Origin of the sequence: Luteitalea pratensis (assembly GCF_001618865.1) — a bacterium.
GTDB classification, from domain to species: domain Bacteria; phylum Acidobacteriota; class Vicinamibacteria; order Vicinamibacterales; family Vicinamibacteraceae; genus Luteitalea; species Luteitalea pratensis.
Genome location: NZ_CP015136.1, coordinates 4,664,612 through 4,686,894 on the forward strand (window position 1 = coordinate 4,664,612; position 22,283 = coordinate 4,686,894).

22 protein-coding genes, 1 tRNA gene and 1 pseudogene are annotated in these 22,283 nt (G+C 67.9%); 4 read left to right on the forward strand and 20 right to left on the reverse strand.

Translation table 11 applies throughout. The features are described 5' to 3' along the window. Positions 1-21: 21 nt before the first annotated feature. The gene (locus LuPra_RS19305; protein ID WP_157899414.1) at positions 22-687 is read right to left on the reverse strand and encodes a hypothetical protein; all 666 of its coding nucleotides are present in this window, start codon (positions 685-687) and stop codon (positions 22-24) included. Positions 688-993: 306 nt separating this feature from the next. Continuing rightward, positions 994-3,009 carry a transglycosylase domain-containing protein gene (locus LuPra_RS19310; RefSeq protein ID WP_110172263.1) on the reverse strand — a complete coding sequence of 672 codons (2,016 nt, stop codon included), beginning with the start codon at positions 3,007-3,009 and terminating at the stop codon, positions 994-996. Positions 3,010-3,113: 104 nt separating this feature from the next. Between LuPra_RS19310 and LuPra_RS19315 the strand changes: the two genes are divergently transcribed. Further along, complete coding sequence (locus tag LuPra_RS19315; protein WP_110172264.1) at positions 3,114-5,234, forward strand: M13 family metallopeptidase; 2,121 nt, start codon at positions 3,114-3,116, stop codon at positions 5,232-5,234. A gap of 102 nt (positions 5,235-5,336) precedes the next feature. Here LuPra_RS19315 and LuPra_RS19320 read toward each other — a convergent pair whose 3' ends face one another. The 4 genes from LuPra_RS19320 to LuPra_RS19330 form a co-directional block, all read right to left on the reverse strand. Then, positions 5,337-7,367, reverse strand: coding sequence for a fibronectin type III domain-containing protein (locus LuPra_RS19320; RefSeq protein ID WP_110172265.1), 2,031 nt, complete (start codon positions 7,365-7,367; stop codon positions 5,337-5,339). Positions 7,368-7,591: 224 nt separating this feature from the next. Beyond that, the gene (locus LuPra_RS32075) at positions 7,592-7,729 is read right to left on the reverse strand and encodes a choice-of-anchor Q domain-containing protein (RefSeq protein ID WP_157899415.1); all 138 of its coding nucleotides are present in this window, start codon (positions 7,727-7,729) and stop codon (positions 7,592-7,594) included. A 6-nt stretch (positions 7,730-7,735) separates the two neighbouring features. Beyond that, a complete protein-coding gene (locus LuPra_RS19325; RefSeq protein ID WP_110172266.1) occupies positions 7,736-7,915 on the reverse strand; it encodes a hypothetical protein in 180 nt (59 codons plus the stop codon). A gap of 303 nt (positions 7,916-8,218) precedes the next feature. Beyond that, on the reverse strand, positions 8,219-8,977 hold the full coding sequence (locus LuPra_RS19330; RefSeq protein WP_110172267.1) for an SDR family oxidoreductase: 759 nt from the start codon (positions 8,975-8,977) through the stop codon (positions 8,219-8,221). 49 nt (positions 8,978-9,026) lie between these two features. On the opposite strand from LuPra_RS19330, the gene denD reads away from it, so the two are divergent. Beyond that, positions 9,027-9,977 carry a D-erythronate dehydrogenase gene (denD, locus tag LuPra_RS19335; RefSeq protein ID WP_110172268.1) on the forward strand — a complete coding sequence of 317 codons (951 nt, stop codon included), beginning with the start codon at positions 9,027-9,029 and terminating at the stop codon, positions 9,975-9,977. 19 nt (positions 9,978-9,996) lie between these two features. Here the strand turns inward: denD and LuPra_RS19340 are convergent, their stop codons facing one another. Continuing rightward, complete coding sequence (locus tag LuPra_RS19340; protein ID WP_110172269.1) at positions 9,997-11,916, reverse strand: DNA/RNA non-specific endonuclease; 1,920 nt, start codon at positions 11,914-11,916, stop codon at positions 9,997-9,999. Here LuPra_RS19340 and LuPra_RS32080 point away from each other — a divergent pair. Then, positions 11,915-12,103 (forward strand): hypothetical protein, encoded by a 189-nt coding sequence (locus LuPra_RS32080; RefSeq protein WP_157899416.1) that lies wholly within the window; start codon positions 11,915-11,917, stop codon positions 12,101-12,103. The genes LuPra_RS19340 and LuPra_RS32080 overlap by 2 nt on opposite strands. 157 nt (positions 12,104-12,260) lie before the next feature. Here the strand turns inward: LuPra_RS32080 and LuPra_RS19345 are convergent, their stop codons facing one another. Both LuPra_RS19345 and LuPra_RS19350 read right to left on the reverse strand, forming a co-directional pair. Beyond that, the gene (locus LuPra_RS19345) at positions 12,261-13,055 is read right to left on the reverse strand and encodes a carbon-nitrogen hydrolase family protein (RefSeq protein WP_110172270.1); all 795 of its coding nucleotides are present in this window, start codon (positions 13,053-13,055) and stop codon (positions 12,261-12,263) included. Between the two features lie 43 nt (positions 13,056-13,098). Beyond that, on the reverse strand, positions 13,099-14,067 hold the full coding sequence (locus tag LuPra_RS19350; protein ID WP_157899417.1) for a c-type cytochrome: 969 nt from the start codon (positions 14,065-14,067) through the stop codon (positions 13,099-13,101). 171 nt (positions 14,068-14,238) lie between these two features. On the opposite strand from LuPra_RS19350, the gene LuPra_RS19355 reads away from it, so the two are divergent. Next, positions 14,239-14,314: transfer RNA gene (locus tag LuPra_RS19355), tRNA-Glu, on the forward strand. On the opposite strand, the gene LuPra_RS34575 is transcribed toward LuPra_RS19355, so the two are convergent. The 11 genes and pseudogenes from LuPra_RS34575 to LuPra_RS19410 form a co-directional block, all read right to left on the reverse strand. Next, positions 14,274-14,981, reverse strand: coding sequence for a recombinase zinc ribbon domain-containing protein (locus LuPra_RS34575; RefSeq protein ID WP_110174776.1), 708 nt, complete (start codon positions 14,979-14,981; stop codon positions 14,274-14,276). The genes LuPra_RS19355 and LuPra_RS34575 overlap by 41 nt on opposite strands. Positions 14,982-15,320: 339 nt before the next feature. Further along, on the reverse strand, positions 15,321-15,884 hold the full coding sequence (locus LuPra_RS19365; RefSeq protein WP_110172272.1) for a hypothetical protein: 564 nt from the start codon (positions 15,882-15,884) through the stop codon (positions 15,321-15,323). Positions 15,885-16,253: 369 nt separating this feature from the next. Next, positions 16,254-17,396, reverse strand: a pseudogene (locus LuPra_RS19370) (recombinase family protein); the annotation flags it as partial. A gap of 558 nt (positions 17,397-17,954) precedes the next feature. After that, positions 17,955-18,200 carry a HigA family addiction module antitoxin gene (locus LuPra_RS19375; protein ID WP_234800469.1) on the reverse strand — a complete coding sequence of 82 codons (246 nt, stop codon included), beginning with the start codon at positions 18,198-18,200 and terminating at the stop codon, positions 17,955-17,957. A 210-nt stretch (positions 18,201-18,410) separates the two neighbouring features. Further along, positions 18,411-18,767 (reverse strand): DUF5615 family PIN-like protein, encoded by a 357-nt coding sequence (locus LuPra_RS19380; RefSeq protein ID WP_110172274.1) that lies wholly within the window; start codon positions 18,765-18,767, stop codon positions 18,411-18,413. Then, positions 18,751-18,975 (reverse strand): DUF433 domain-containing protein, encoded by a 225-nt coding sequence (locus tag LuPra_RS19385; RefSeq protein WP_110172275.1) that lies wholly within the window; start codon positions 18,973-18,975, stop codon positions 18,751-18,753. The genes LuPra_RS19380 and LuPra_RS19385 overlap by 17 nt, the downstream gene beginning before the upstream one ends. A gap of 45 nt (positions 18,976-19,020) precedes the next feature. Next, positions 19,021-19,848, reverse strand: a complete 828-nt coding sequence (locus LuPra_RS19390) for a recombinase zinc ribbon domain-containing protein (protein WP_157899418.1) — start codon at positions 19,846-19,848, stop codon at positions 19,021-19,023. Positions 19,849-19,890: 42 nt separating this feature from the next. Next, positions 19,891-20,352, reverse strand: coding sequence for a recombinase family protein (locus tag LuPra_RS19395; protein ID WP_110172277.1), 462 nt, complete (start codon positions 20,350-20,352; stop codon positions 19,891-19,893). Then, positions 20,352-20,714 (reverse strand): recombinase family protein, encoded by a 363-nt coding sequence (locus LuPra_RS19400; RefSeq protein WP_110172278.1) that lies wholly within the window; start codon positions 20,712-20,714, stop codon positions 20,352-20,354. Before LuPra_RS19400 ends, LuPra_RS19395 begins: the two co-directional genes overlap by 1 nt. Before the next feature lie 303 nt (positions 20,715-21,017). Next, positions 21,018-21,578, reverse strand: coding sequence for a hypothetical protein (locus LuPra_RS19405; protein WP_110172279.1), 561 nt, complete (start codon positions 21,576-21,578; stop codon positions 21,018-21,020). A gap of 50 nt (positions 21,579-21,628) precedes the next feature. After that, positions 21,629-21,871, reverse strand: coding sequence for a hypothetical protein (locus LuPra_RS19410; RefSeq protein ID WP_110172280.1), 243 nt, complete (start codon positions 21,869-21,871; stop codon positions 21,629-21,631). Positions 21,872-22,283 lie beyond the last annotated feature (412 nt).

A 22,283-nucleotide genomic window follows, 5' to 3' on the forward strand; every position in this document is an offset into this window, starting at 1 on the left:
TCCTCCCGGGCAGGTCGCGCATCAGCTGGTGATGCCCCGTGCAGGATCAGTCGAGATGCCGCCTCCCATGCTCGAGACACTGCCGTAGCTGCCGTAGTTGCTGCCATAGTCCGCGCCGCGCGTGATGCCCGTGTCACCGAAATCGGAGTCGCGGTGGCCGAGGCTGCTGTCGCCGTACTGCGCCTCGCCGGAGCTCTTCAGGAAACGCGCCAGCGCGATCCCGAGGACGAACGCCCCACCGACGAATGCGGTCGGGTTTCGGCGAGCGAATCTCTCTGCGTCACGCACCATGTCGGCCGGATCCTTGTCGCGCATCCGGTCGGCGAAGAGCTGGATCTGATCCACGGCCTTGTCGGCATACGTGGAAAGCGTCTGGTTCTCGGCGCGCAGGTGCTCGCTCGCCTGCCGGATCGCGGAGGCCACCGACCCCAACCCTTCGGCCGCGCGCGCCTTCTGTTCGTTCACGCGTGTCGAGGCCTCCTGCTTGACCTGATCAATCACGCCGGCGGCTCGGGGGAACTCGCGAGTCGCACGCTGCGTCGAGACTCCGATCGTGCCGAACCCGTCGTCCGCGCCGAAGCCGCTGGTGGTCGTACCCGGGCCACTACCGAGCCCCGTCTCACCAGGCAGTTCTGTCGTGATGCCGGACCCCGTCGGGCCTGCGGGCATTACTTTTTGTGTCGCCATTCGCTGCGTCTCCTGTGATGTGTGTCCGCCCGGGCGCCAGCAAGCGGCCGGCACGTGTTCATTGCCATCACTCAAAGGAAGAACCGTGCCAGCGGGCGCGCGGCGGCCAACCGCGTTTACGGCGCTTTGGACGTTCGGGATGCAGTGGCCTCGACGTCAGTTGCAGTGGTACACCACACTCGTCCTTGCATCGGGCACTCATCTGGACCTCGCGTCCCCCGTGAGTTGACGGGTTGGCCCGTGAAACTCCCGAAGCCAGACTGTCGCCAAAGGCAACACTGCAGTGCGCGAGTGCCGCAAGGACCGCTAGTGGAACAGCCCGCGGATCTTGCGTGCAAGCCCTGCGGTCCATCCCTCGATGGTGCGCGTGACCTGCTGCCGCAGCGTGCCCTTGTGGACGGGACAGAGCTGGTCGGGCGACGCGTCGCCGCGCTTGAGGTATTCGGTGTAGACCGGGCAGCTGGCCACCGGCCGCTTGTACGAGACGCGGCACAGTGTTTCCTCGCGCAAGCCCGAGGGCCGGTCGAAGGCCCCGGGGGGCCGCACGCGTGCCGCCCGGCGCATGAAGTCGGACCAGATGGGCAGCGCGTACCGCGCGCCGTACGCCTCCCGGCCGATGGTCGCCGGCTGATCGAAGCCGACCCAGACACCCACGACCAGCGACGACGAGAAGCCGACAAACCACGCGTCCTTGAAGTCATCGGTGGTGCCGGTCTTGCCACCCACCGCGAAACGCACGCCCATGCGCCGGGCATCCGACGCAGTTCCGCGATCGACCACGTCCTGCAGCATGGACACCATCTGGTAGGCGACTTCCGGCGCGATCACGTTCTCGCGCACGACGGGATTCGTGAACGCCACACTCCCGTCTTCGTCCAGAATCCGGAGGATGCCGCGAGGCCGCACCGACCGGCCGCCGTTGGGGAACATCGCGAAGGCGGTCGTGAGTTCCAGCGGTGTCACCAGGCCGGTGCCGAGCGACAACGACGGCACGTTCGGCAGGTCGCGCAACCCGGCGTCGCCGGCAACCCGCATCACCCGGCGTGTGCCGACGCGCTGTTGCAACACCGTCGCGGCGCGGTTGTTCGATTCGATGAGGGCGGCCCGCAGCGTCAATGCCGGCGCGGTCTGCCCTGTCGAGTTCTCCGGAGCCCATTCGTCGGGGCCCTGCGGCGTGATCGCATCGAGCCCGTCGAGGATCGATACGGGGGAGAAGCCCTGCTCGAGCGCGGCTGCGAAGAGCAGTGGCTTGAAGGCGGACCCTGGCTGGCGGCGGCTGCGCGTCGCGCGGTTGAAGGGGTACTTCGCCGGGTCACGGCCGCCGACCAGCGCCAGCACATCGCCCGTGTCCGGATCCATCGCGACGAGGGCCGCCTGCAGGTCGCGCTTGCCGAAGCGACCGAGTCCCTCCCTCACGACGCGATCGGCGGCTTCCTGCAGCGGCGCGACGATCGTGGTGTCGACACGCCATTCCGGCGGATGGTCCCCGCCCAGCGTGTCCCTGAACAGCTGGCGAATGTACGCCCTGGCGTACGCGTCTGACGCGGTGCTCGTCGGCTCGTACGGCCGCACGCGCAATCGGGCGCGCCTGGCGGCACGTTGGTCGGCGTCGGTGATGAAACCGGCCTCGCGCATGCGCGCCAGCACGACGTGGCTACGCTCGAGCGCCCGCGGAAGGTTGGACCACGGCGACAGCGCCGCCGGCGCCCGCGCCAGTCCGGCGATGAACGCGCTCTCGGCCAGGGACAGCGATTCGGCAGGCTTGCCGAACACCCGCCGCGCCATCGGCTCGACGCCGTACACGCCGGCGCTCAAGTAGATGCGGTTCAGGTACAGCTCGAGGATCTGCGCCTTGCTCAGCTGCAGTTCCAGCTGCACCGAGAGGATCGCCTCGCGCAGCTTGCGCGTATAGCTCTTGCGGTTGGAGAGAAACAGCGTGCGCGCGAGCTGCTGGGTGATCGTGCTCGCCCCCTCGCTACGCCCGGTCATCGTGTTGCGGTAGACGGCGCGACCCAGGCCGATCGGATCGAGGCCGGGATGCACGTAGAAGCGATGGTCCTCGACGGCGATGAAGGCCTGCTGGAGGTACGGCGTGATCCGGGCAAGCGGCACATCCTGGCGCTGCTCGTCGAGGCGGAACCAGCGCTTGCCGTCGGCCGTGTGGAACCACGTGTCGCCCACGCCGCGCGTCAGCCTGTGCACGGCCCAGGTCTGCTTCCATATCCAGGCCGTGAACAGCACGCCCACCAGGAGCCCGGCCTGGACGATCAGCCGGACACTGCGGTCCTGCGCCGTCAGCCACGCGCGACCCCTTCGAATCACCCTCCTAGTGTCGCATCAGGACGCTGGCGCGCGACGACGTGGGTCGAGGCTGGGCCGCCTCGGGAGGCGTCGTACCATGAACGGCTCAAGGAGATCGATTGCCAATGAACCGGTGCCTGTCCCGCTGCGCGGCCGCTGCCGTCCTCCTGCTGCTTCCCGCCATCACGCGTGCCCAGTCTCACGATCACGCCTGCCTCGACGACGCCTGCACCCGCCTGGCCCTTGGGGCGACTGGCGAGGGGGCTGGTGCCGTCGCCGGCGAGGCGCCACGATTCGGCACGTGGGGAATTGACCTGTCGGGCATGGACACATCGGTGAAGCCCGGCACCGACTTCTTCCGGTACGTCAACGGCGCCTGGGCGGACCGCACGACGATTCCGCCCGACCGCACCACGTTCGGCTCGGCAGCCGTCCTGCGCGATATCGCCGAGGGCCAGGTCCGCGCGCTGCTCGATGAATGGGCGGCGGCCACATCCCTCGCGGCCGGCTCCGACGAGGCGAAGCTCGCGCGGCTGTACCGCAGCTTCCTGGACGAAGCCGCGGCCGAACGGCGCGATGCCACTCCGCTCGCCCCGAGACTTGCCGCGATCCGCGCCGCCACGACCTGCGAGGCGCTGGCCACCCTGATGGGCGAGACGTCGCGGGGCGCGGGCGCTGCCGTCTTTGCCGCGGGCGTCAGCGACGACATGCGCAATCCGGAGCAGTACACCCTTTACCTGTCGCAGTCGGGCCTGGGCCTGCAGGATCGCGAGTTCTACCTGCGCGACAACTTCGCGCCCCAGAAGAAGGCGTACCGCGAGTACGTGGCACGCATGCTGGGGCTCGCTGGATGGACCACGCCCGAGGCCGCGGCCGACGCCGTGATCGCCTTCGAGACCCGTATCGCGGAGGCGCACTGGACGCGGGCCGAAAGCCGCAATCGCGACAAGACGTACAACCCGACGACGTGGACCGCGCTCGCCAGCAGCGCACCGGGGTTCGCGTGGCAGGCATTTGCCAGGGCGGCCGGCATCGACGGTGCGCCCAAGGTGGTCGTCCGCCAGGACACGGCCATCCCGAAGATTGCGGCGATCGTCGGCGAGACGCCGGTGGACACGCTGCAGGCCTGGCAGGCGTTCCGCACGATTGACCAAGCAGCGCCGTACCTGTCGGCGCGCTTCGTGACCGCGCACTGGGAGTTCCGCTCGATGTTCCTGCAGGGCGCGCAGGAACCACGGGCCCGCTGGAAGCGCGCCGTCGCGTTCGCCGAGGCCGGTATGGGCGAGGCAATCGGTCGCACGTACGTCGCGCGTCACTTCCCTCCCGACTCGAAGGCGAAGATGGAGCGACTCGTCGCCGGACTGCGCGAGGCCATGCGCATGCGCATCGAGGCGCTGCCCTGGATGGAGCCGGCCACCAAGGCCGCGGCGCTCGAGAAGTTGGCGAGCTTCGGCGTCAAGATCGGCTACCCGTCCGAGTGGCGGGACTACAAGGCGCTGGAGGTGACAGGCGAACTGTTCGCGAATTGGGAGCGGGTCGCGGCGTTCGAATGGGCGCGGGACGTCGCCCGCATCGGCCGGCCAGTCGACGAGGACGAATGGGGGATGACGCCGCAGACCGTCAACGCCTACTACTCCGCTGCCAAGAACGAGATCGTCTTCCCGGCCGCGATTCTCCAGCCGCCGTACTTCGACCCCCAGGCCGATATGGCCGTCAACTACGGCGCCATCGGCGGCGTGATCGGGCACGAGCTGACGCACGGCTTCGACGACCAGGGCCGCAAGTCCGATGGCAAGGGCGTCCTGCGCGACTGGTGGACACCCGATGATGCGAAACGCTTCGAGGCGCAAGCCGATCGGCTCGGCGCCCAGTACGAGGCATACGTGTTCCCCACGCTGCCCGGTATGAAGCTGACCGCCCGCATCGTCATGGGTGAGAACATCGCCGACCTTGGCGGCGTGCTGCTCGGCCTCGATGCGTACCAGTTGTCGCTGCAGGGGAAGCCGGCGCCGGTGCTCGATGGCTTCACCGGCACGCAGCGGGTGTTCCTCGGGTGGGCACAGGCCTGGCGGATCAAGTCGCGCGACGACGCCTTGCGGCAGCAGATCGTGAACGACTCGCATTCGCCAGGGTTCATCCGCGCGTTCGCGCCCCTGCGCAACGTGGACGCCTGGTACGAGGCGTTCGACGTCAAGCCCGGAGAAGCGCTGTACATCGCGCCCGAGCAGCGCGTTCGTATCTGGTGATTCGCCCCGATGCCCGTACCACCCGGTACGGGCATCGGAACCGGGAACCGGGAACCGGGAATCGGGAACCGGAAACGGGAACCGGAAGTCGGGAGTCGCCGACTACTTGAGGCGCGTCGCGAGGACGTTGGTGCCGCTGGCCCAGCGTTGCCCGGGCCCATCGGCATACATCGCACGTTCGACGACGATCGGGGCGGGCGTCTCGCCGAGGCTCTCGATGAGCGCGCCGCAGCGCTCCCCGGCCGCCTCCGGAAACGCATCCGCGACGCTGACGCCGAACCGGCTGCCGGCCGCAACCGGAAACTCCCGGCTCACGGCCGGCAGCCCCGGCCTGAACAGCAGCGTCACGCGCACGCGCGCCTCCTGCTCCGACGTGTTGGCAACGAGGAGGTAGGTCGCGGTCGCCGTCAGGTCGGTGGAGACCTCGCCATCGGCCACCGCCCAACGGGTGCCCGTCTCAGTGGCACCGGGCGAGTTGTGCGCTTCGGTCCACGTTCGCGAGTCGCCGGGCCACCACATCGACCGTTCCACGACGATCGGCGTGTCGTCCACCGACTCCACGATGGCGGACACCGCCGTGTCGGCGAGCGGGCCACCCTCCTGGTCCACCCAGATCGTGTAGCGTTGCGACGGACCGACATGATGGAGGCGGCGCTCCCGCGTCCCGTCAGGCAGCAGGTACGTGACCTGCACGTCGGTTCCGTGATCGGCAGGGTTCGCGATGAGCAGGAACAGGTCGAAGAATGGCCCGGTGGCGCCTTCGGCGAAATACCAGCGAGTCGCAGGCGCGGTGACGCCGGCGCTCTCGTGACCAGCCGCGAACGTGGTGCCTTGCCGGCTGTCGTACATCGCGCGCTCGACGACGATGCCGGCACCATCGAGTGTCTCCACGATCGCGGAGACTTCCGTGTTGTTCAGCGCCTGTGCCCCCGTCGCGCCGAACACCTCCTGGTCGACCCACACGCTCGTCCGGCTTCGCGGCGGCAACTCGTAGATCTTCTCGAGCACCTCTCCCACCGGCCGCAGGTAGCGGATGCGCGCCGACACCGTGCGCTCCTGCGGGTTCAGCAACAGGTAGAACAGATCGAAGCCGGCATGCGTCGCCCCTTCAGCGAGGTACCAGCGCGGCGCGGGCCCGGCCACGCTCGTCTCGGCATGCGAGCCGTAGGCCACGCCCCCCGGCGCATGCCAGGACATCGTGCGATCGATCACGAGCGGCGTGTCGCTCTCGACGATCGTCGCAAACGATCGGCCAGCAAGTCCGGCGAACTGTCCGGCGTCGATGCGCGCGCTCGAGAGAGGCGCGACCTCGGCAACGTGGGGTACGACGACGCCGTCCTCGCGCAGGAACTGCACCGAAGCATGCGCCATCCGTCCGCCCGGGTTTGCCAGGACAAGACGCGTGTCGAAGAAGTCGCTGGCCGCCCCCTCGGCGAGATAGCGCGTGTAGGAGGACGGCGCCGTGTCGTCGCCCCGCTCGAAGATGGCACGCACGGTGGTCGCCGTGTCGAGCCTCACCGTGCAGGATCCATCGCCGCTGCAGTCGGCACCCAGCCACCCGACGAATCGATGACCCGGCGCGGCCGAGGCCGCCAGCGTCACGGGCGTACCGCGTGGCAGTGCCGCGGCACATGTGGTGCCGCAGTCGATGCCGGCGGGCGAGCTGGCGACAGTGCCGCCCTCGCTGGCGCCCTCCACCGTGAGCATGACGTCAGGCCACTCTGCGGCGAGGAGGCTCACGACGTCGGGAGTGGCGGCTCGGGGTGGTCCCGGGGCCACCACCGACAACTCGTTGGAGGGACCGCTTCGTCGGCCCTGTGCATCGACGGCGCGGACCGTGAAGTAGTAGCGGAGACCGGGCCTCAACCCTGTGGCTTCGAACGAGGTCGTGCCTCGCGGCACGGTCGCCGAGACGACGGCGGCGCCCGGTGCCGGTCCCCACTCCACGACGTATGAAACGTCGGGCGTCTGGATCGGCGGGTCCCAAAAGAGCAGGGCGCTGGCCTGTGCGTTCGCCGGCGACGGCGACGCCATGGCAACGGCGACAAAGAGGACAAGGATCGTGGCGCGTCGGACACACGCGCCCATCAGGCAGGCGAGCCGAGGCTCGCGAATCACATTGAGTTCGTACACGAGATTGGGGGTGACGGACGCCCTCCATGGGCGCCCTCCCCCTTGCTTGAGCAAATGTCGGGCCCGCGCCTCGGCAGCGGCACGTAGTGCGATGTACCGCAGGAATCTACGGAAAATCGCCCGAACCGTTTACCGCGTGCGCCTGGTCCGACTCGTGCCCGACGCGAATCACGTCAGATTCGACAAGCCAGAGTTACACAGCCGTCACAAGGATGGCAGCCAGATCAGGGCTGCACTTGGTCGGCGCCAATGTCGGCGGCGACTCCGGCCGGCCGCAACTGCCCTTCGGCGTCCGTGTCCGCGAAGGTCGTGAACACGCCCTGGTCGATCGCGGCACGTGCGGCATCAATTCGCAGGCGCAAGTCCTCTCACGCAGGGGCGATGAACATCGTCGCGTCCGCGGTCGAGAGATTGCGCACGATCATGTTGTTGCGCACGATGCCGCCCGTGTGCTGGTTCGGGGTCCGATCGTCGAGGCCCAGCACGATCTCGCGGGTCGTGTTGATGAAGACGTTGCGCTCGACGACGGTGCCGCCACTGCCCTGCACACGGCCAGCGACGGTCCGAAGAGCACGCGTGCCCGCGGCTTACGTCGAGAAAGCGGTTGCCACGGATGATCCATTGGCGCCCGCCCGGGATGTCGAGGCCTGTCGGCATGTTCCTGCCCAGGCCCGCGTACTCGAAGGCGCATGCCTCGATCAGCCCTCAGGGGCGGCGGTACGCAGAGCAAGACTCGCGCCCATTGGCGCAAGACAAGTCTGTGAGCGCAGCGCCCAGTCCATTTCGAACGGCTGGGTATTGAAACGTGTCTTGGCCGCGGTGCGTTCTTTACACGCAGTAACGAACCGGGCTCATCCTCGCCCGAGGTATGGCATGCCCGTTGCCATCACGGTAATGAATGGCACGTTGGCTTCGACTGGCAGCCCGGCCATGAACATCACCGCATCAACGACGTGCGAGAGATCGAGGAGGGGCTCGACGGCCGTCGTTCCGTTGGGCTGGAGGACGCCGTGGGCATAGCCGCGCGCCATGTCGGTGGCGGCATTGCCGATGTCAATCTGCCCGCAGGCGATGTTGAACGCGCGCCCGTCGAGGGCCGTCGCGCGCGTGAGTCCCGTGACCGCGTGCTTGGTCGCGGCATATGGGGCGGCATGCGGTCGGGGGACGTGCGCGGCGATCGATCCGTTGTTGATGATCCGTCCGCCGCGCGGCACCTGGGCCTTCATGATTCGGAAGGCCTCCTGCGTACACAGGAAAACGCCGGTGAGGTTGACGCCGACCACCTGCTGCCACTGATCGAAGCTCACGTCCTCGAGGGGAACGGCAGGGGCCGTCACGCCGGCGTTGTTGAACAGCACGTCGAGGCGGCCGTACGCGACGCGGGTGCGAGCAAAGACGTCACGCACGGCGTCGGGCTGGGTCACGTCCGCCGGCAGGACCAGTGCGGCACCCGGTGTCGGGCCCGCCTCTGCGACCGTCTCCTCGAGTGCCGAGGCGCGACGCCCGACCAATGCCACCGCATAGCCGGCCCGCATCAGGCCAACCGCCACGGCCCGGCCGATCCCGCTGCCGGCGCCGGTCACGAGTGCAATGCGCGCTGGTGCCATCACGGCGCGAACGGTAGCATGGGCTGGCCGCTTCACGCAGGAGATCCCCTCGATGACCGTTCTCGTCACCGGCGGTGCCGGCTTCCTCGGCACGCGTCTCATTCGTTCCCTGCTCGCCGGCGCGAGCGGTCCCGCGCCGACGCGCGTGATCTGCGTCGACCAGGTTGCCAGCGCCGTCGACGACACGCGCGTCGTGTCGGTGATCGGCAGCGTGGCCGATCCCGGCGTCCTGCGGGCGGCCGTACCGCCTGACATCACCACGATCTGGCACCTGGCCGCCGTCCTGAGTGGCCAGTCCGAGGCAGAGCCCGACCTCGCGATGGCGGTGAACGTCGGCGGAACGGAGGCGCTGCTCGACGCGTGCCGGACGGCGGCGCGGCCACCACGATTCGTGTTCTCGAGCACGGTTGCCGTGTTTGGCGGGCCCCTGCCCGCGGTCGTGCCCGAGGACCACGCGTTGCGTCCGGCGTCCACCTACGGCACCACGAAGGCCATCGCGGAACTGCTCGTCCTCGAGGCCAGCCGGCGCGGCCTGATCGACGGTATCGCCTGCCGCGTGCCCACCGTGTCGGTGCGTCCGGGCCGGCCGAACTCGGCGATGTCGAGTTTCGTGAGCGGCATCGTCCGCGAGCCACTGGCCGGCATCGAGAGCGTCTGTCCGGTGCCGCTCGATACGCGCCTGTGGGTCTCCTCGCCGACGGTCACGACGTCGAATCTCGCGCATGCGGGGCGTCTGCCTGCCGGGATGCTCCAAGAGGTCCGCTCGATCAACCTGCCAGGCATCTGCGTGACGCCGGCGCAACTACTCGACAGCCTCGAGCGCGCGGCCGGTGCCGCCGTCCGCAACCTCGTGCGGCTCGAACCGGATGCACGCGTCGCCGCCGTGGTCGAAGGCTGGCCGGGCGCCATCGATGCGTCGCGCGCACTGCGGCTCGGCTTCTCGGCCGATCAAAATGCGGATGCGCTCGTCACGCAGTTCATCGGCGAACGCGCCTCGTCGTAACGCACCGCTCGGCAGGCACTCAGCGCCAGCGTATCTCGTCGGGCGACAGGAGCGGGCGTGCCTCGCCCTCGGGCGCGGTCCCGAACACGTCGTGCGCGGTCAGCGACCCGAAACGCAGGCCGGCGCGCTCCTCGATGGCGCTGATCGGTACCTGGTACGTCTCGTAGGCGCCGAACACCGTCTCCTGGTGCGGCAGGAAGCCGCGTTGCGACAGGATGTAGCCAGAGACGCTGAGCACGTGCGTCTCGTCGTGGACGAAGACGATCACCTTCCAGAACTCGAGCGGCACGGCCACGTCTTCAAAGATCGGGTCGTCATCGCGCAGCACCGGCCCGGTCATCACCGAGATCTTCTGGTCGTCTTCGCGCGCGTTCTGCAGCGCGTAGTCCTCGAGCGACAGCCAGATGCCGGCGTTGAAGGGCTGCATCTGCGGGACGGCGTTGGCGAGATGCATCGAATCGGTGTTGCCCTCGTCGGCCTCGGCGCGTGTCGGTCCCCACGCCGGGTCTTCGCGACGCGTCATGTGGCCGCGACTGAAGCGCGGCGCGTTGCCATAGACCGGCCCCGACAGCTGCGCCGCCTCGGAAAAGCGAGGATCGAAACGCCAGTCACGTCGGCGCAGGTGGCCGATGCTCGTGGCTCCATCGATGTTGACCGCGCTCAGGTAGCACATCCGGCGATTGATGCTCATCACGACCGAGAAGTGCCGGTACGGCATCGCCTTGAGCGCCTGCCCCTGCCACGTCACCTCGAGCACATCGTCGGCACGCACGACGTCGGGCAGCGGCGCCTCGGGCTGGTCGGGGCCGAGGAAGTCGGCGCGGTAGCCGTCTCTCGTCTCGTAACCAGTCGCTTCCGGAAAGAACGGCCGTGGCTCGACGCCGACCGCGACGCCGACTGGCATTGCAGGGACGACGACCAGCGGTGTCGCGGCCGCAATGGCGTCGAGCACGTAACTGCCGCGCACCGCATAGTTGGCGCGTTCGAGTGCGCCCGCGAAGTGCACGCCGACGGCCCCGCCCGTCTCGAGATCGATGACCACCGATCCCGAGCTGCCGCCGAGTGTCGTGGCGTCATGGCCAAAGGCCCAGGCGCCGTCCGGCATCGGCCCGATCTTGCCGGGCGAGAAACGTTTGACGCCGTAGATGCCGCCGAACAGGCGCCGCGCCGTGGCAATGCTGCCAGAGCCGATCGGGTCCTCGGCCGGGAACCCCACCACGGCGATGTCGCGCCCCAGGTCGAGCGGCACGTCGACGAAAGGGATCGGCGCAGGCAACCGCACCCCCTGCCCGGGCGACAGACGCAGCAACGCGAGATCGGGTGCCTGCGCGTCGGTGAGATCGGCGAGGTACATCACCTGGTCCACGCCGATCTCGAACTCCTCCGGCTCACCCGCGTCGACGTACTCCTCGCGCAGGTCCACGCAGGCCGACATCGCGGCGTCGCCAAACGTTCGCCGGAACACCAGGTGCGACTCCTGGCGCGCCACGAACTCCGCCGCCACGTGTGCGTTGGTCACCACGAGGTTCTCGGCGACGATCCACGCCGTGCCCGCCTGCTGCAGGCGCGGATGTCCGGAGAGTTCCACGCGGCCGACACTCGCGAGGCGCGATTCGTACCGCACGCGCGTGGCCTCGATGCGACGACGGAGTTCCGGGGATTCCGGCAGCTGGATGCGGTTGCGCTGCACGAGCATCGACGGGCGACCGTGCGCGAGGACGACGGCCTCGACGTGGAAGCGGCCATCGGCCTCGGCGCTGCTGCGCGCCCGTGCGTTCCAGCCGGGTTCGCCCTCGACAAACGCCCTGATGGACGCCGTGCTCACGCCCGCACGTGCGGCTGGCGCTGGCGTCACGTTCCGTTGGGCCATCGCCAGCAGCTCGCGCGCGATGGCGGGGTCGGTCGACAGAAGAGCCTCGGCTCGCTCACGGAGAGTCATGATCGATCAACGCTGGAGCGGGCCGCGGGCGTACATCGGGCAGTACGGCAACGGGTGCCGGGTACCGGGTACCGGGAATCGGAAATGGGCCGTGGGCTGGGATTGGGGACTGGCGTGGTTTGCTTTCGACATTCCCGGCATTCGCGGCATGGCGGCATTACGGGGGCTGTCATACGGCCGGTCGTAGCCGTCGACCTTCCGCCTTCGCCAAGGCTACGGCGGACAACTCAGGTCGACGGAAAACGACGCGCTCGCGGATGAGGGCGGAACGTAGCGTTCGGCGTTCGACGTTCGGCGTTCGACGTTCGGCGTTCATCATGGGCCTGTCCCACCCCCGCGTCTCCTCAGCGTTGGCCCATCTCCATGTCCACCATCAACAGCGCGTCGGCGTCAGCGCCGTATGGCCCCTCGAGCCTGGGCTCGCCGTCCGGCCCGACGACGAGGGAGCAGCCGATACAGGCGTGACCATCCCAGGCGCCGAACGTGATCGGGCCGACATTGCTGGCGCCCGCGATCCACACGCTGTGTTCGCGCGCGACGATGCCGTAGCAACGTCGCCAGAGGTCTCCATACGGTGCACGCGCGTGATCGTGATCGGGCGGCACCGCCCACGCACATGGTGAGAGAATCATGTCGGCGCCCATCAACGCGAGCGTGCGGCTGACGACCTCTCCTGGTGCGAACGCGTCGGCGCAGATCATCAGGCCGATGCGCCCCAAACGGGTGTCGACGACGCCCAGGCGATCCCCGCGCGCGTACAGGTCGTGCGCGATCTCCAACTCGTTCACCTTGCGATGGTGCAGCAGCACCTGTCCGTCGGGATCGATGAGCACGGCGGCATTGAAGACCACGTCGCCCGCCCGTTCGACGATCCCCGTACATACGAAGACGTGGTGACGAGCCGCTGCTTCTCGAAACGCGACGCACGTCGTCCCGTCAGGAATGGCATCGGCACGCGCGTGCGTGTCGGCCGCCATCCAGCCGAGCGGCAGCGCTTCGGGTAACAGCACGACGTCCGCGCCGCGTCGTGCCGCGTCGTCGATCCGCTGAAGGGCGCGTGTGAGCGTGGCAGCACGCTCGCCCGGATCGACGCGCAGTTGGGCGAGCACCAGCCGGACGGACACGCGTGTCTGCGGCATGCGGTCAAGGGTACCGTGAGCCGCGGCTGTGCTTGTCCGCTGATCAGCGTGGCACGCGGTTTCTCACCGCCGGCACGGTCCGCAGGTAGGCGTAGATCGCGCCGAGATCGTCGGTCGTCATGCCGCCGTAGTCACGCCACGGCATCTCGGTGTTGGGCCGTCCGTTCAGCACCAACTCGGCCTCCGGTGCGTCAGCCACGGCCTTGAATCTGCCGATGAATGCCTGCTCGGTCCAGGCGCCGATGCCCGTCTCGACGTCTGGCGTGATGTTGGCCGAGAACTGCGCGTGGCCGAGCCGGGTCTTGAACTCGAAGCCGCCCGCATAGTCCATGCCCTCGATTGGGCGGCCGCGGTCCATCCTGGTGTGGCAGGTGGCGCAGCTGGCGATGGTGGCCAGGTAGCGCCCGTAGGCCACTCGATCGGTGCGGGGCGGCGCGTGTGCGGGCAACGTGACTGGTGTGGGCAGCGTTCGCATGATCAGGTTCATCGGGAATGTGACCGTCGAGGCCGGGATGTTCGTGACCGCCGGCGCCAGCGTGCGCACATAGGCAATGAGCGCCTCGGCATCGTCTTGCCCGAGCACACGGAAGTTCTCGTACGGCATCATCGGAAACAGCGGACGGCCGTCGCGCGACACGCCGTCGGTCATCGCCCGCAGCACTTCGCCGTCGGTCCACGTGCCGATGGCGGCAGGCGTGATGTTGGGCGCGTGCAAAGTCGCCACCGGCAGCCGGAACGTCATCCCGCCGTGGCCCTCGCGACCGGGCATCTGTGGGGCGGAGTATCGCGTCCAGTCGCGCTCGCCATGGCAGTCGGTGCAGCCGACGACGTGATGACTCAGGTACGCGCCGCGGGCCACCTGCTCCGGCGTGCCGGCCACCTTCAACGCACGGGGAGGGGCGAGGCGCGGATACGCGGCCATGACGTACGTCCAGCCAGCCCCGGCCACGACCGCGAGCACCAGTACCACCACCGCAACGACCTTGAGAGCCAGGAACACGAGGCGCTTCATGACGTGATCAACGACGAACAGGCGGCTCGAGAACTGGCGGGTCGGCGTGTGCGGCGTGTCACCGCGGACCGTCTGCCCTAGCTCGGCTGGCGGAATTGACGTGGTATCCTTGGGGGTCGGTCGCGTCGCCGCACCCGCGGCCACCGAGTGACCGACGCGCGTACGTCAGACGTCCCCATCGTCCAGAGGCCCAGGACGCGGCCCTTTCAAGGCTGAAACACGGGTTCGAATCCCGTTGGGGACGCCACATCCTGTACAGTCGCCAAACCCTCTAAAATCCCGGGCTTTATCGGCGCGTCCCAGCGAATGAGGTCCTCCTCGGATCCGCTGTCACACGCCGAGACGACGCCCACGGCCAACGCCTGTTCGGGGCTGAGCGGGTCCTCCAAGAAAATGGGTCCGACGAGCTTCCGCAGGAGGATGCGCGCCACGTGGACCTCCCCTCTCAGCACCTCGCGCCACTCGGCGCAACGCTGAAGCAGCGCGTCTCGTAGACGGTCCACGTCCGGCGGTTCCTGTACAGAGGCGAGGCGTTTGGTTGCCGCCTCGATGCACGCCCGCCGTACTGCGATCTGGTCCGCGACCTCCCGTGGGTCCACACCGTGCGCGATCGACCCGACGAGCCGCTGCACCTCCGTCTCCAGCCGCTCACGCTCTCGCTCGAGCCGGGGCGTCTCCGCAGGGTCGGTCCCCCGCGCCATCATCGCGAGCAGCGTGTCGACGTACGCCGGGCTCAGGACCTCATCCTCGACCATGTCGAGCATGATGTTGTCCGCGTCGAAGATGGGGATGGCCGCCTTGTTGGTGCAGACCCCCGGCTTCCGCCGCCGTGTGGCGCAAACGTAGACGGGCTCGGGCTTCCACGACGTCGTGTAGGCCTCGAAGTGCCCGCCGCAGCACCCGCACACGAGCATGCCGCCGCTGAGGAGGTACTTGCCACCGGCGTTCTGAGGAGCGCGCCCCTTGGCCTTGGCCACCTCGGTGCGCTCGCCCCACACGGCCCGCCGTGCGTCTACGGCGCCTAAACCGCCCGCGCAGTTTGGGGCGCGCGATGCGCTTCAGGCGGGGGCTGTCTACCTCAGGTCGGCACCTGCCACGCGCTCCCCTCCTCCCCGCGCACCCCCGTGCGAACGTCTTGCACCCCGGCCTGTCGGCAGGGCCGGTCCTGTACGAGCAGCCGGCCCCACCATCCCTGGTTGCTGGATGGTCACATCGCGATCAGCATTGTCAGCCTCGAGTGCACCGCGCCCGCTTCAGTCCTGAACGCACCACACCCGTCCCGCCTGATTGCAGAACTCAAGCTTGCTCTCCCAGGGCACCAACCTCGATTCGAATCTGAGCATGGCGGAAGTTCCAACGTTGGCAGGACTGTTGTTCGTCCACACGGTGCAGTGGGCCGGGAAGCCCGGGGTGGTATCTCTCCCGGTTCGAATCCATCCTCCCCGATGGATCGGAGGCCCTGATCCCGAATCGACATTGCGATACCCGAGCTCGGTGTCGTAGCGCAGGGTTGACGGCTCACTGACCTCGAAGATCGACGCCATGTGGAAGCCGGTCGCGCAAGCACCCAGGACTGTGGCCCCGTCGAAGGTGTCCTCCTGTGTCAGATAGAACCTCCTTGGTTTCAGCCCAGCGACGCTGCTCTCGATAGCGGCCAGTTGGGCTCGCAGTTGTTCGACTTCCGTCAGGAGCGCCGGGTTGCCCACCGACGTCTGGCTCTGGGCGACTATCCCCGGGGCCGTGAACAGCGTCGCCACAGCCGAGAACGCAAGCAGCGCACCCGCGACAGCCAATGTCTTGAACACAGTCTTTTCCATCACACGCCTCCTCAGCGGCAGAGTCAGCCTTTCACAAGACATATGCGCCTCAACGTGATCGACGCGCTCCTCAGATGCCAGCCCGACCGTGGTCTGTCGTTGGACGCGGCCGTGGCGTTTTTCGATTCACCGCCGCCCGGCGCGACCGGTGCCTCGATGACAGGTCGGCCACACGCCGCCCCACAGACACGTCGAGCGGGAGCCCCCGTGAAGGGAACGCTCCGGCTCTAGGTGTTGCGCTGGGGGCAGGCTACGCGATGCGCCGGTAAGCCCCGTGGAGCGCGCTGTACTGGTCTGGGTTTGCTGTTGGGGACGCCAAACTTTCCTGGGGCTGTTCACCAGGCTCCAAGTACCTGAAAAGAGAAGCGGTTACGGCGGTTCGAATGAACCGATGGCCGTCGTACGCGATGCCCTCGGGGAACAACAGCTGCTGGAGCCGCTGCTTGTAGTCCAGCGGCGCCTGTACCCACAGATCCGCGGCGCGCGGCAGGATGCGCTCCGCGAACGCCAGGACACCCTCGACATCGATTCGTCGACCGCCTCGGTGTGGTGGTCGATCTGCGAGAGCGTCAGCTCCTCCCGGAGCTTGTCACGCTGCCGGGTATACGTGGCCAGGTCGATGGACTCGGCGTACAGGAACGCCTCGTCGAGCCTGTCGAGCTTGTGGCGCACGCTCTTCACGCGGCGTTCGACATCGGCGGTCCGATCTCTCGCCTCGGCACGCCGCTGTTCCCAGGCGTACAGGATGCGGTCCTTGATTAACCGCATGTACCCGGGCGTCGGCTGCAACAACGCGAGTTCGTCGACGAAGGCGCCTTCCAGGACGCCCTTGCTGACGCTTCCGGTGCGACAACGGCCCGGGCAGTGGTAGTAGGAACCGCATCTACATCGGGCAGATCGACATCCCGGAGTGCGGCGTGAGCGCGCGGGGTGACTTCGAGCCGCTGATCGGCGAGGACACGTTCTAACGCGTAGCGGCCGTTGCGTCCGCGTGACCAGCTCCCGGTGAGCGTCCGCACGTGGCGCGTCGCGATCGGGCCCAGGCGGTGCTCGAGGGCCGTGTGCCGGTCGTGACGCCGCGCCAGCGCAATCACCCGCTGCGTGCGTTCGCAGCATGTTGCCGAACGTCTGGGGCGATAGCGCACGGTCGCGTCTTGTGCGCAGGCCAGCCTCAGTAGCGCGGCGGATGACGTCCCTGATGGTGAAGCGTCCCGAGGCCATGTCCTCGAACGCCTGCTTGACCAGGGGTGCCCGGTCGGGATGGAGCACGAGGCTGCTCTTCGACCACTTCGGCGCGTTGAGGTAGCCGAGCGGTGCCTGGAACGTCCAGCGCCCCAGCGTGAGCGCGGCCTTCATCCCGGCCAGCGTCCGCTCCGATCTGACGTCGTTGTCGAACTGTGCGAAGGCGGCCAGCACGCCTTCCATCAGCTTGCCCGTGGACGTGTCGTCAATCGGCTCGGTCACCGACCGCAACGAGATGCCCAGGGACTTCAGGTGTGCCCGCAGCGCGAAGTGGTCAGCGCCACGATCGAGCGTCGCGAGAGTCGCACGGTTCCTCCGGGCACTTTGATCGGCCTAACGTGTAGTAACCCGCAGGCCAAACGCGCCATTCGCAGGCTAATCGGCGCTGGCCTGCCCGCCCAGCAACGCCGAACCCTCTCAGATGTCACGACTTGCAGGCACACGCCCCGTCCTGTGGCTCCGGGATAGGCTGGTCTGCGTTGCCCGATATGCTGCACGGGTCACAGAAGCTCGTCAAGCGGGCCGCTCACGCCGCGACCGCGCGGTTCAGTACGTGCGAGTAGATGATCGTCGTGCTGACGTCGCCCGGGCCGAGGAGTCCCCCGCCTGCCACTATTCGTGGCGCCGCGTCGCCGGGTGAACGCGCGCAGGCGGCGGGTGTTGGCACTTGTACTTGGGCGCGGGGTTGGCGGTTTTCCGCGCTGGCCTGTCGGGCGAGGCAGACAGGGAAGACGCGAGAAGCCGGTGGCGGGGCGAGCGCCCTCGTCTTGACCGAGCAGGGGCCTCGGCTACCCGGGCCGCTTCGTACGACGTCCGACAGCACCGGCCTCATTCTGCGCCGTCTGCAGATCGTAGTCGGGCCTGCAGGTGCAACCAGAACCGCGCCGGCATTTTGAATCGCCGCTCGAGCCGAATCGCGGTGTCGGACGTCGCCGAACGTTTGCCCAGCACCAGCTCATTGAGGCGGTTGCGGCTGATGTCCAGTTCATCGGCCACGACGCTCTGCTGGAGGCCGAGCGGACTCAGGAATTCCTGCAGCAGCATCTCGCCGGGATGAACGAGCGGGCCGAGCACCGCGGAACCGCGCGGCAGGTTCGCTGGCTCAGTGGGATTTGTCGCACCGGACGTCGAAGGCATCGTGTCCCTCCCATCGAAAGGTGATCCGGTGCTGATCGTTCACCCGGATGGCGTGGCGATGATTGAGCTCAACACCGAGGACGAGCTCGACGCCCCGGACCCGGCCTGTGACGCGACGTCGTTCCTGCCGAGACCGCGGCGCCGAACTCATCGCGCCGTTCTGAATCGCTCCCGCCCCTTCGGAGGTATGCCGACGCGGCGCACTTCACCCAGCCCGACGCCACCTATAGCCTGAAGCAGGTCAGGGATGACAGGCTGCAGGTCGGCCATGCGGTTCGACGCGGCGCCGATGACCACCACGCCGAACGGGAGGTTGACCAAGTCTTGTTGGTGCTCGATGTTGCCGTCCATGGTGACGAAGACGTCGCACTCGCCGCCGGCGCGTTTCAGGAGGGCGCCGTTCTTCGTACCCGCCCACCCCAGTCCCTGGACGGTGGACACTGCGTGGCCGGGGATCACCCTCGCCAGATCGTGTGGCAGGTTCTCGTCAAGCAGGACGCGCACTGGTCAGCAACGTCTCTCGCGCGAACTCGAGGGCTTCGATGGCCTGCTTCCGTGGGACTGATGGAAACTGCCGGAGGAACTCGTCCAGCGTCTCCCCTGCCTCCAGGTAATCGAACAGGGACTGCACCGGGACGCGGGTGCCGACGAACACGGGCGTGCCGCCCAGGATGTCGGGATCGGAGTGCACCACTCGTGAACTGCGGGGCATGACCACGTCAGTATAGCTTCGGCAGCGCAGTTGGCCCGGCCCCCGTCAGGCGGCGAGCCGCAGACCGTCGACGGCCCGCAGCCACTGCTCGAGCTGGTTCCAACTCGCCCACACTGGGGACGCCAACAAACATGAACGGCCGCGAAGTACGCGATCAAGTGCGATCGCGCCCTCGAATTTGAGGCACGGCTCACCCTTCCCTGCCTGCGGCACACACATTAGCGGTCCGTGGAGCAGCGCCCGCAGCACCTGGCGGCCAGCCTCAATGGCGCCGGTCAGCAGCCCTCGCCAGTCCTCCAGGTCCCGCAACAGTTCGGCGCGGAGGCCCCGCCGATCGACGGCCATCGGCGTATGCCGGCGCAGCGCCTCGAGGTCTGCCTCCACGGCCGCCCGCTCTCCGTCACGCCCCTGCAAGAGCTGCACGAGCGACGCGATCGGGCCGCCGGCGGCAATCGCAGCCGCCAAGCGGACGCACTCCGCCGAGAGCGCGTCGGTCTGGCGCTCCGAGTGCGAGAGCCGGGAGCGCGAAGGACCGGCCTCGAGCTGGTCGAGCGCGAGCTCAACAGCCTGCGTCAGGACCTCGGGCCGGAGGACGTCATCCCGGAGCGCCTCGAGGACCGCCGTGTCGACGTCCTCCATGGGCGTGAGTTGGGACACCGGGCAGACGCTCTTGCCGCGGTCGTACGAGGACGAGCAGACGTAGAAAGCCGCACGCCGCCGCCCATGGGAGCGCGTCACGACTTTTAGCCCGCCGCCGCAGTGCGCGCACCTGGCGAAACCGGGAAGCAGGTACCGCGAATCGCGGTCATTGACGCGGCCGTAGGCACGGCCGCCGGTCGCCTCGAGGTACGCAGCGCGGCGGGCCTTCCGCACGCCGTGCACGGTTTCCCAGACGGCCTCCGGGACGATCCGGAGCTAGGGGGCCTCGAGCCGGATCCACTCGCCCTGGTCGCGCTCCGATCGCCGCGCCTGCCCCCATGAGTCGCGCTTCCGGCTCTGGTTCCAGATCACCACGCCGCGATAGAGCTCGCGCTGTAGCACCGCAAAGACCGAGGACGGCGCCCAAGCGACGGGCCGACCCTGTTGGGCGCGCGGCGCGATGGCGCCTTCGTCGTTCAGCAAGCGAGCCAGGCGGCGCACGCCGACGCCCTCTGCCGCGAGGTCGAAGATGCGGCGGACGACGGCCGCCTCGGCCTCGACGATGCGTCGCTCGACGTGCGACCGTGAGCCGTCAGCGAGCCGGATCTCGACGTTCTCGTACCCGAATACCCGACCGCCGGTGACGTGACCCGCGCGCGCCTTCCGCTGCATCGCGTCGTAGGTCCGCTGACGCGCCTTCTCTCGCTCGAGCTCGTCTGCAAAGGCCGTTGCGGACATCAGCAGTTTGTCGGTCGGCGTGTCGAGCGTGCGCTCCCGGCCTCGAGGTAGAACCAAACGCGGACGCCGGCCTGTACCAACTGCTTCAGGGCGTACGCCGTCTCGATCGCCTCACGGCCGAGACGCGATTCCTCCGACATCACGAGCACGTCGAACGGCGCGCGTGGCCGAAGTGCATTCATGAGACGTACGAAGCCAGGCCGCGCGGCGAACTCTGCGCCGCTCACGCCGTCATCGACGTAGACGTGCGCCTCGTCGACCTGCCAGCCGTGGCGCGCGGCGAACTCTCTGGCGTGTTCAACCTGCCTCGTGACTGAGCGCGCCTCATCTGCAACGCCGCTGGCATGGAACCGCAGACCCATCCGAGAATCGTTTCGAAATCGTCAAGGATCTCGGGCCGAATCTCCAGCGCGACGACGGTCCCATCCCATCCCTTGAAATCCGCGAACATCCGGTGCTTGTCTCGTTCTGGTTCGGGAAACAACGTCCCCTGCTCGCCGCCGTCGTCAGACCTGAACGTGCGATAGGCGGCGCGTCCGGATACGACAGCGAAGTAGCCCCCCGTGCCCTTCGCAATTGACCGCGTGACGTAAAGTCCCGCGCCAGCGTTATTCGGCGTGCCGTACATTCCACGGATCGCGCCGGTGACGCCCGGCTTGAGCGACTCATACACGGCGCGAGCGTCGTTGCCGCGGAGCTCCGGGTACGCGGCTGCCAAGTGATTCGGGATTCCGATCCCGCAGTCCGCAACCGCAATCGAGATCCGCGATGGCGCCGCGCCGACGAAGTAGTGGGCACACAAATGCACCATCGGGCGAGCTCGAATGCTCTATCACATTTCTCAACAGTTCCGAGAGACAGTACTGAACCGCATGCAGCACGTCGCGCCGACCGTCCAAGTGGAGTAACGCCGAGATATCGGCTACCGCCGCGCGGATGTCATCGTTCGTCTTCACGTTCCGCAAGGGTATGAACCGACCTGCTTCCTCGTGCGTACGGATTGCGAACGGCGACTCGATACCCAGGACCTCAAACAGCTTCATCCGGTCGAGGTACATTCCTCGTTCGATGTTTTCGACTTCGATCTTGTAGCCGTCTCGGATCATGCGTGAGCCCCACGCTCCCGCCATGGCGACGCCGATAGGCTCAACGTGCATATAGCGCGGGTGTAGCGTCACGATTGCACGGTCGCCCGGCGCGCCGAGAAAGTCGTTGACAGACCACATGTGATTGACCGCCTCGACTGTTGCGCTGTTCGGCAGAAAAATTTCGGCATTCAGCTCCAGCCCTTCCCCGCAAACGCGTGCTGCCAGTCGTGGGCCAGGTCCTCGGCCGTCTCCGGTCGCCGCTGCACGGCCGTCTGGCGGACCTTGTTGTCGACCGCACAACGGAGCTCCCACCCAAGCGGATGCCGCCACAGCTCGCAGCGGGCGACGCGGGAACCCTTGCGCAGTTCCCACATCACCGCATCGAGCGGGTCGTCGATAAGGGCGTCGGGCTGGCCGTCGTGCGGGTGCATTGGCCCTCCATATTAGGCTGAGGCGCGGCTCACCCGAGTTCGGCAAGGCGTGTGCGCCATCGCGCCGCTGCCTCCTCGTTGCCGTGCTGGATCGCGCACCGCAAGTAGCCACGCACGACTCGGACGTCTCGGCGCCGCTTGGCGTCTCGCGCTCGGCACAGTGACGACACACACACGGACCGCGGTCGGCCGCCTCGAGCCCCTGGCAGGGGCAATTGTGAGCCGCACTGGCGGCACGGCCTAACAGCAGGTTTTCGTTCCATGGCGATTCTTTGAATCGTCCCCCGCGTGAAGCCGGCTCCTGCGCGGGTCGCCACGATGATGGCTGGAGCGATCGCGGACCGCCCTCCCCCTCGGTCGGCAGTACTGATGTTGCCGCGGATCTTGTACACGCGCTGTCCTCAGCAAATGT

Coding starts and splice junctions, on each gene's coding strand:
- LuPra_RS19305 (WP_157899414.1), bottom strand. CDS start 687: ATGGCGACACAAAAAGTAATGCCCGCAGGCCCGACGGGGTCCGGCATC.
- LuPra_RS19315 (WP_110172264.1), top strand. CDS start 3,114: ATGAACCGGTGCCTGTCCCGCTGCGCGGCCGCTGCCGTCCTCCTGCTG.
- denD (WP_110172268.1), top strand. CDS start 9,027: ATGACCGTTCTCGTCACCGGCGGTGCCGGCTTCCTCGGCACGCGTCTC.
- LuPra_RS32080 (WP_157899416.1), top strand. CDS start 11,915: ATGATCGATCAACGCTGGAGCGGGCCGCGGGCGTACATCGGGCAGTAC.
- LuPra_RS19340 (WP_110172269.1), bottom strand. CDS start 11,916: ATGACTCTCCGTGAGCGAGCCGAGGCTCTTCTGTCGACCGACCCCGCC.
- LuPra_RS19345 (WP_110172270.1), bottom strand. CDS start 13,055: ATGCCGCAGACACGCGTGTCCGTCCGGCTGGTGCTCGCCCAACTGCGC.
- LuPra_RS19350 (WP_157899417.1), bottom strand. CDS start 14,067: ATGAAGCGCCTCGTGTTCCTGGCTCTCAAGGTCGTTGCGGTGGTGGTA.
- LuPra_RS34575 (WP_110174776.1), bottom strand. CDS start 14,981: ATGCTCGTGTGCGGGTGCTGCGGCGGGCACTTCGAGGCCTACACGACG.
- LuPra_RS19365 (WP_110172272.1), bottom strand. CDS start 15,884: ATGGAAAAGACTGTGTTCAAGACATTGGCTGTCGCGGGTGCGCTGCTT.
- LuPra_RS19385 (WP_110172275.1), bottom strand. CDS start 18,975: ATGCCCCGCAGTTCACGAGTGGTGCACTCCGATCCCGACATCCTGGGC.
- LuPra_RS19395 (WP_110172277.1), bottom strand. CDS start 20,352: ATGTCCGCAACGGCCTTTGCAGACGAGCTCGAGCGAGAGAAGGCGCGT.
- LuPra_RS19400 (WP_110172278.1), bottom strand. CDS start 20,714: ATGGGTCTGCGGTTCCATGCCAGCGGCGTTGCAGATGAGGCGCGCTCA.
- LuPra_RS19405 (WP_110172279.1), bottom strand. CDS start 21,578: ATGTGGTCTGTCAACGACTTTCTCGGCGCGCCGGGCGACCGTGCAATC.
- LuPra_RS19410 (WP_110172280.1), bottom strand. CDS start 21,871: ATGCACCCGCACGACGGCCAGCCCGACGCCCTTATCGACGACCCGCTC.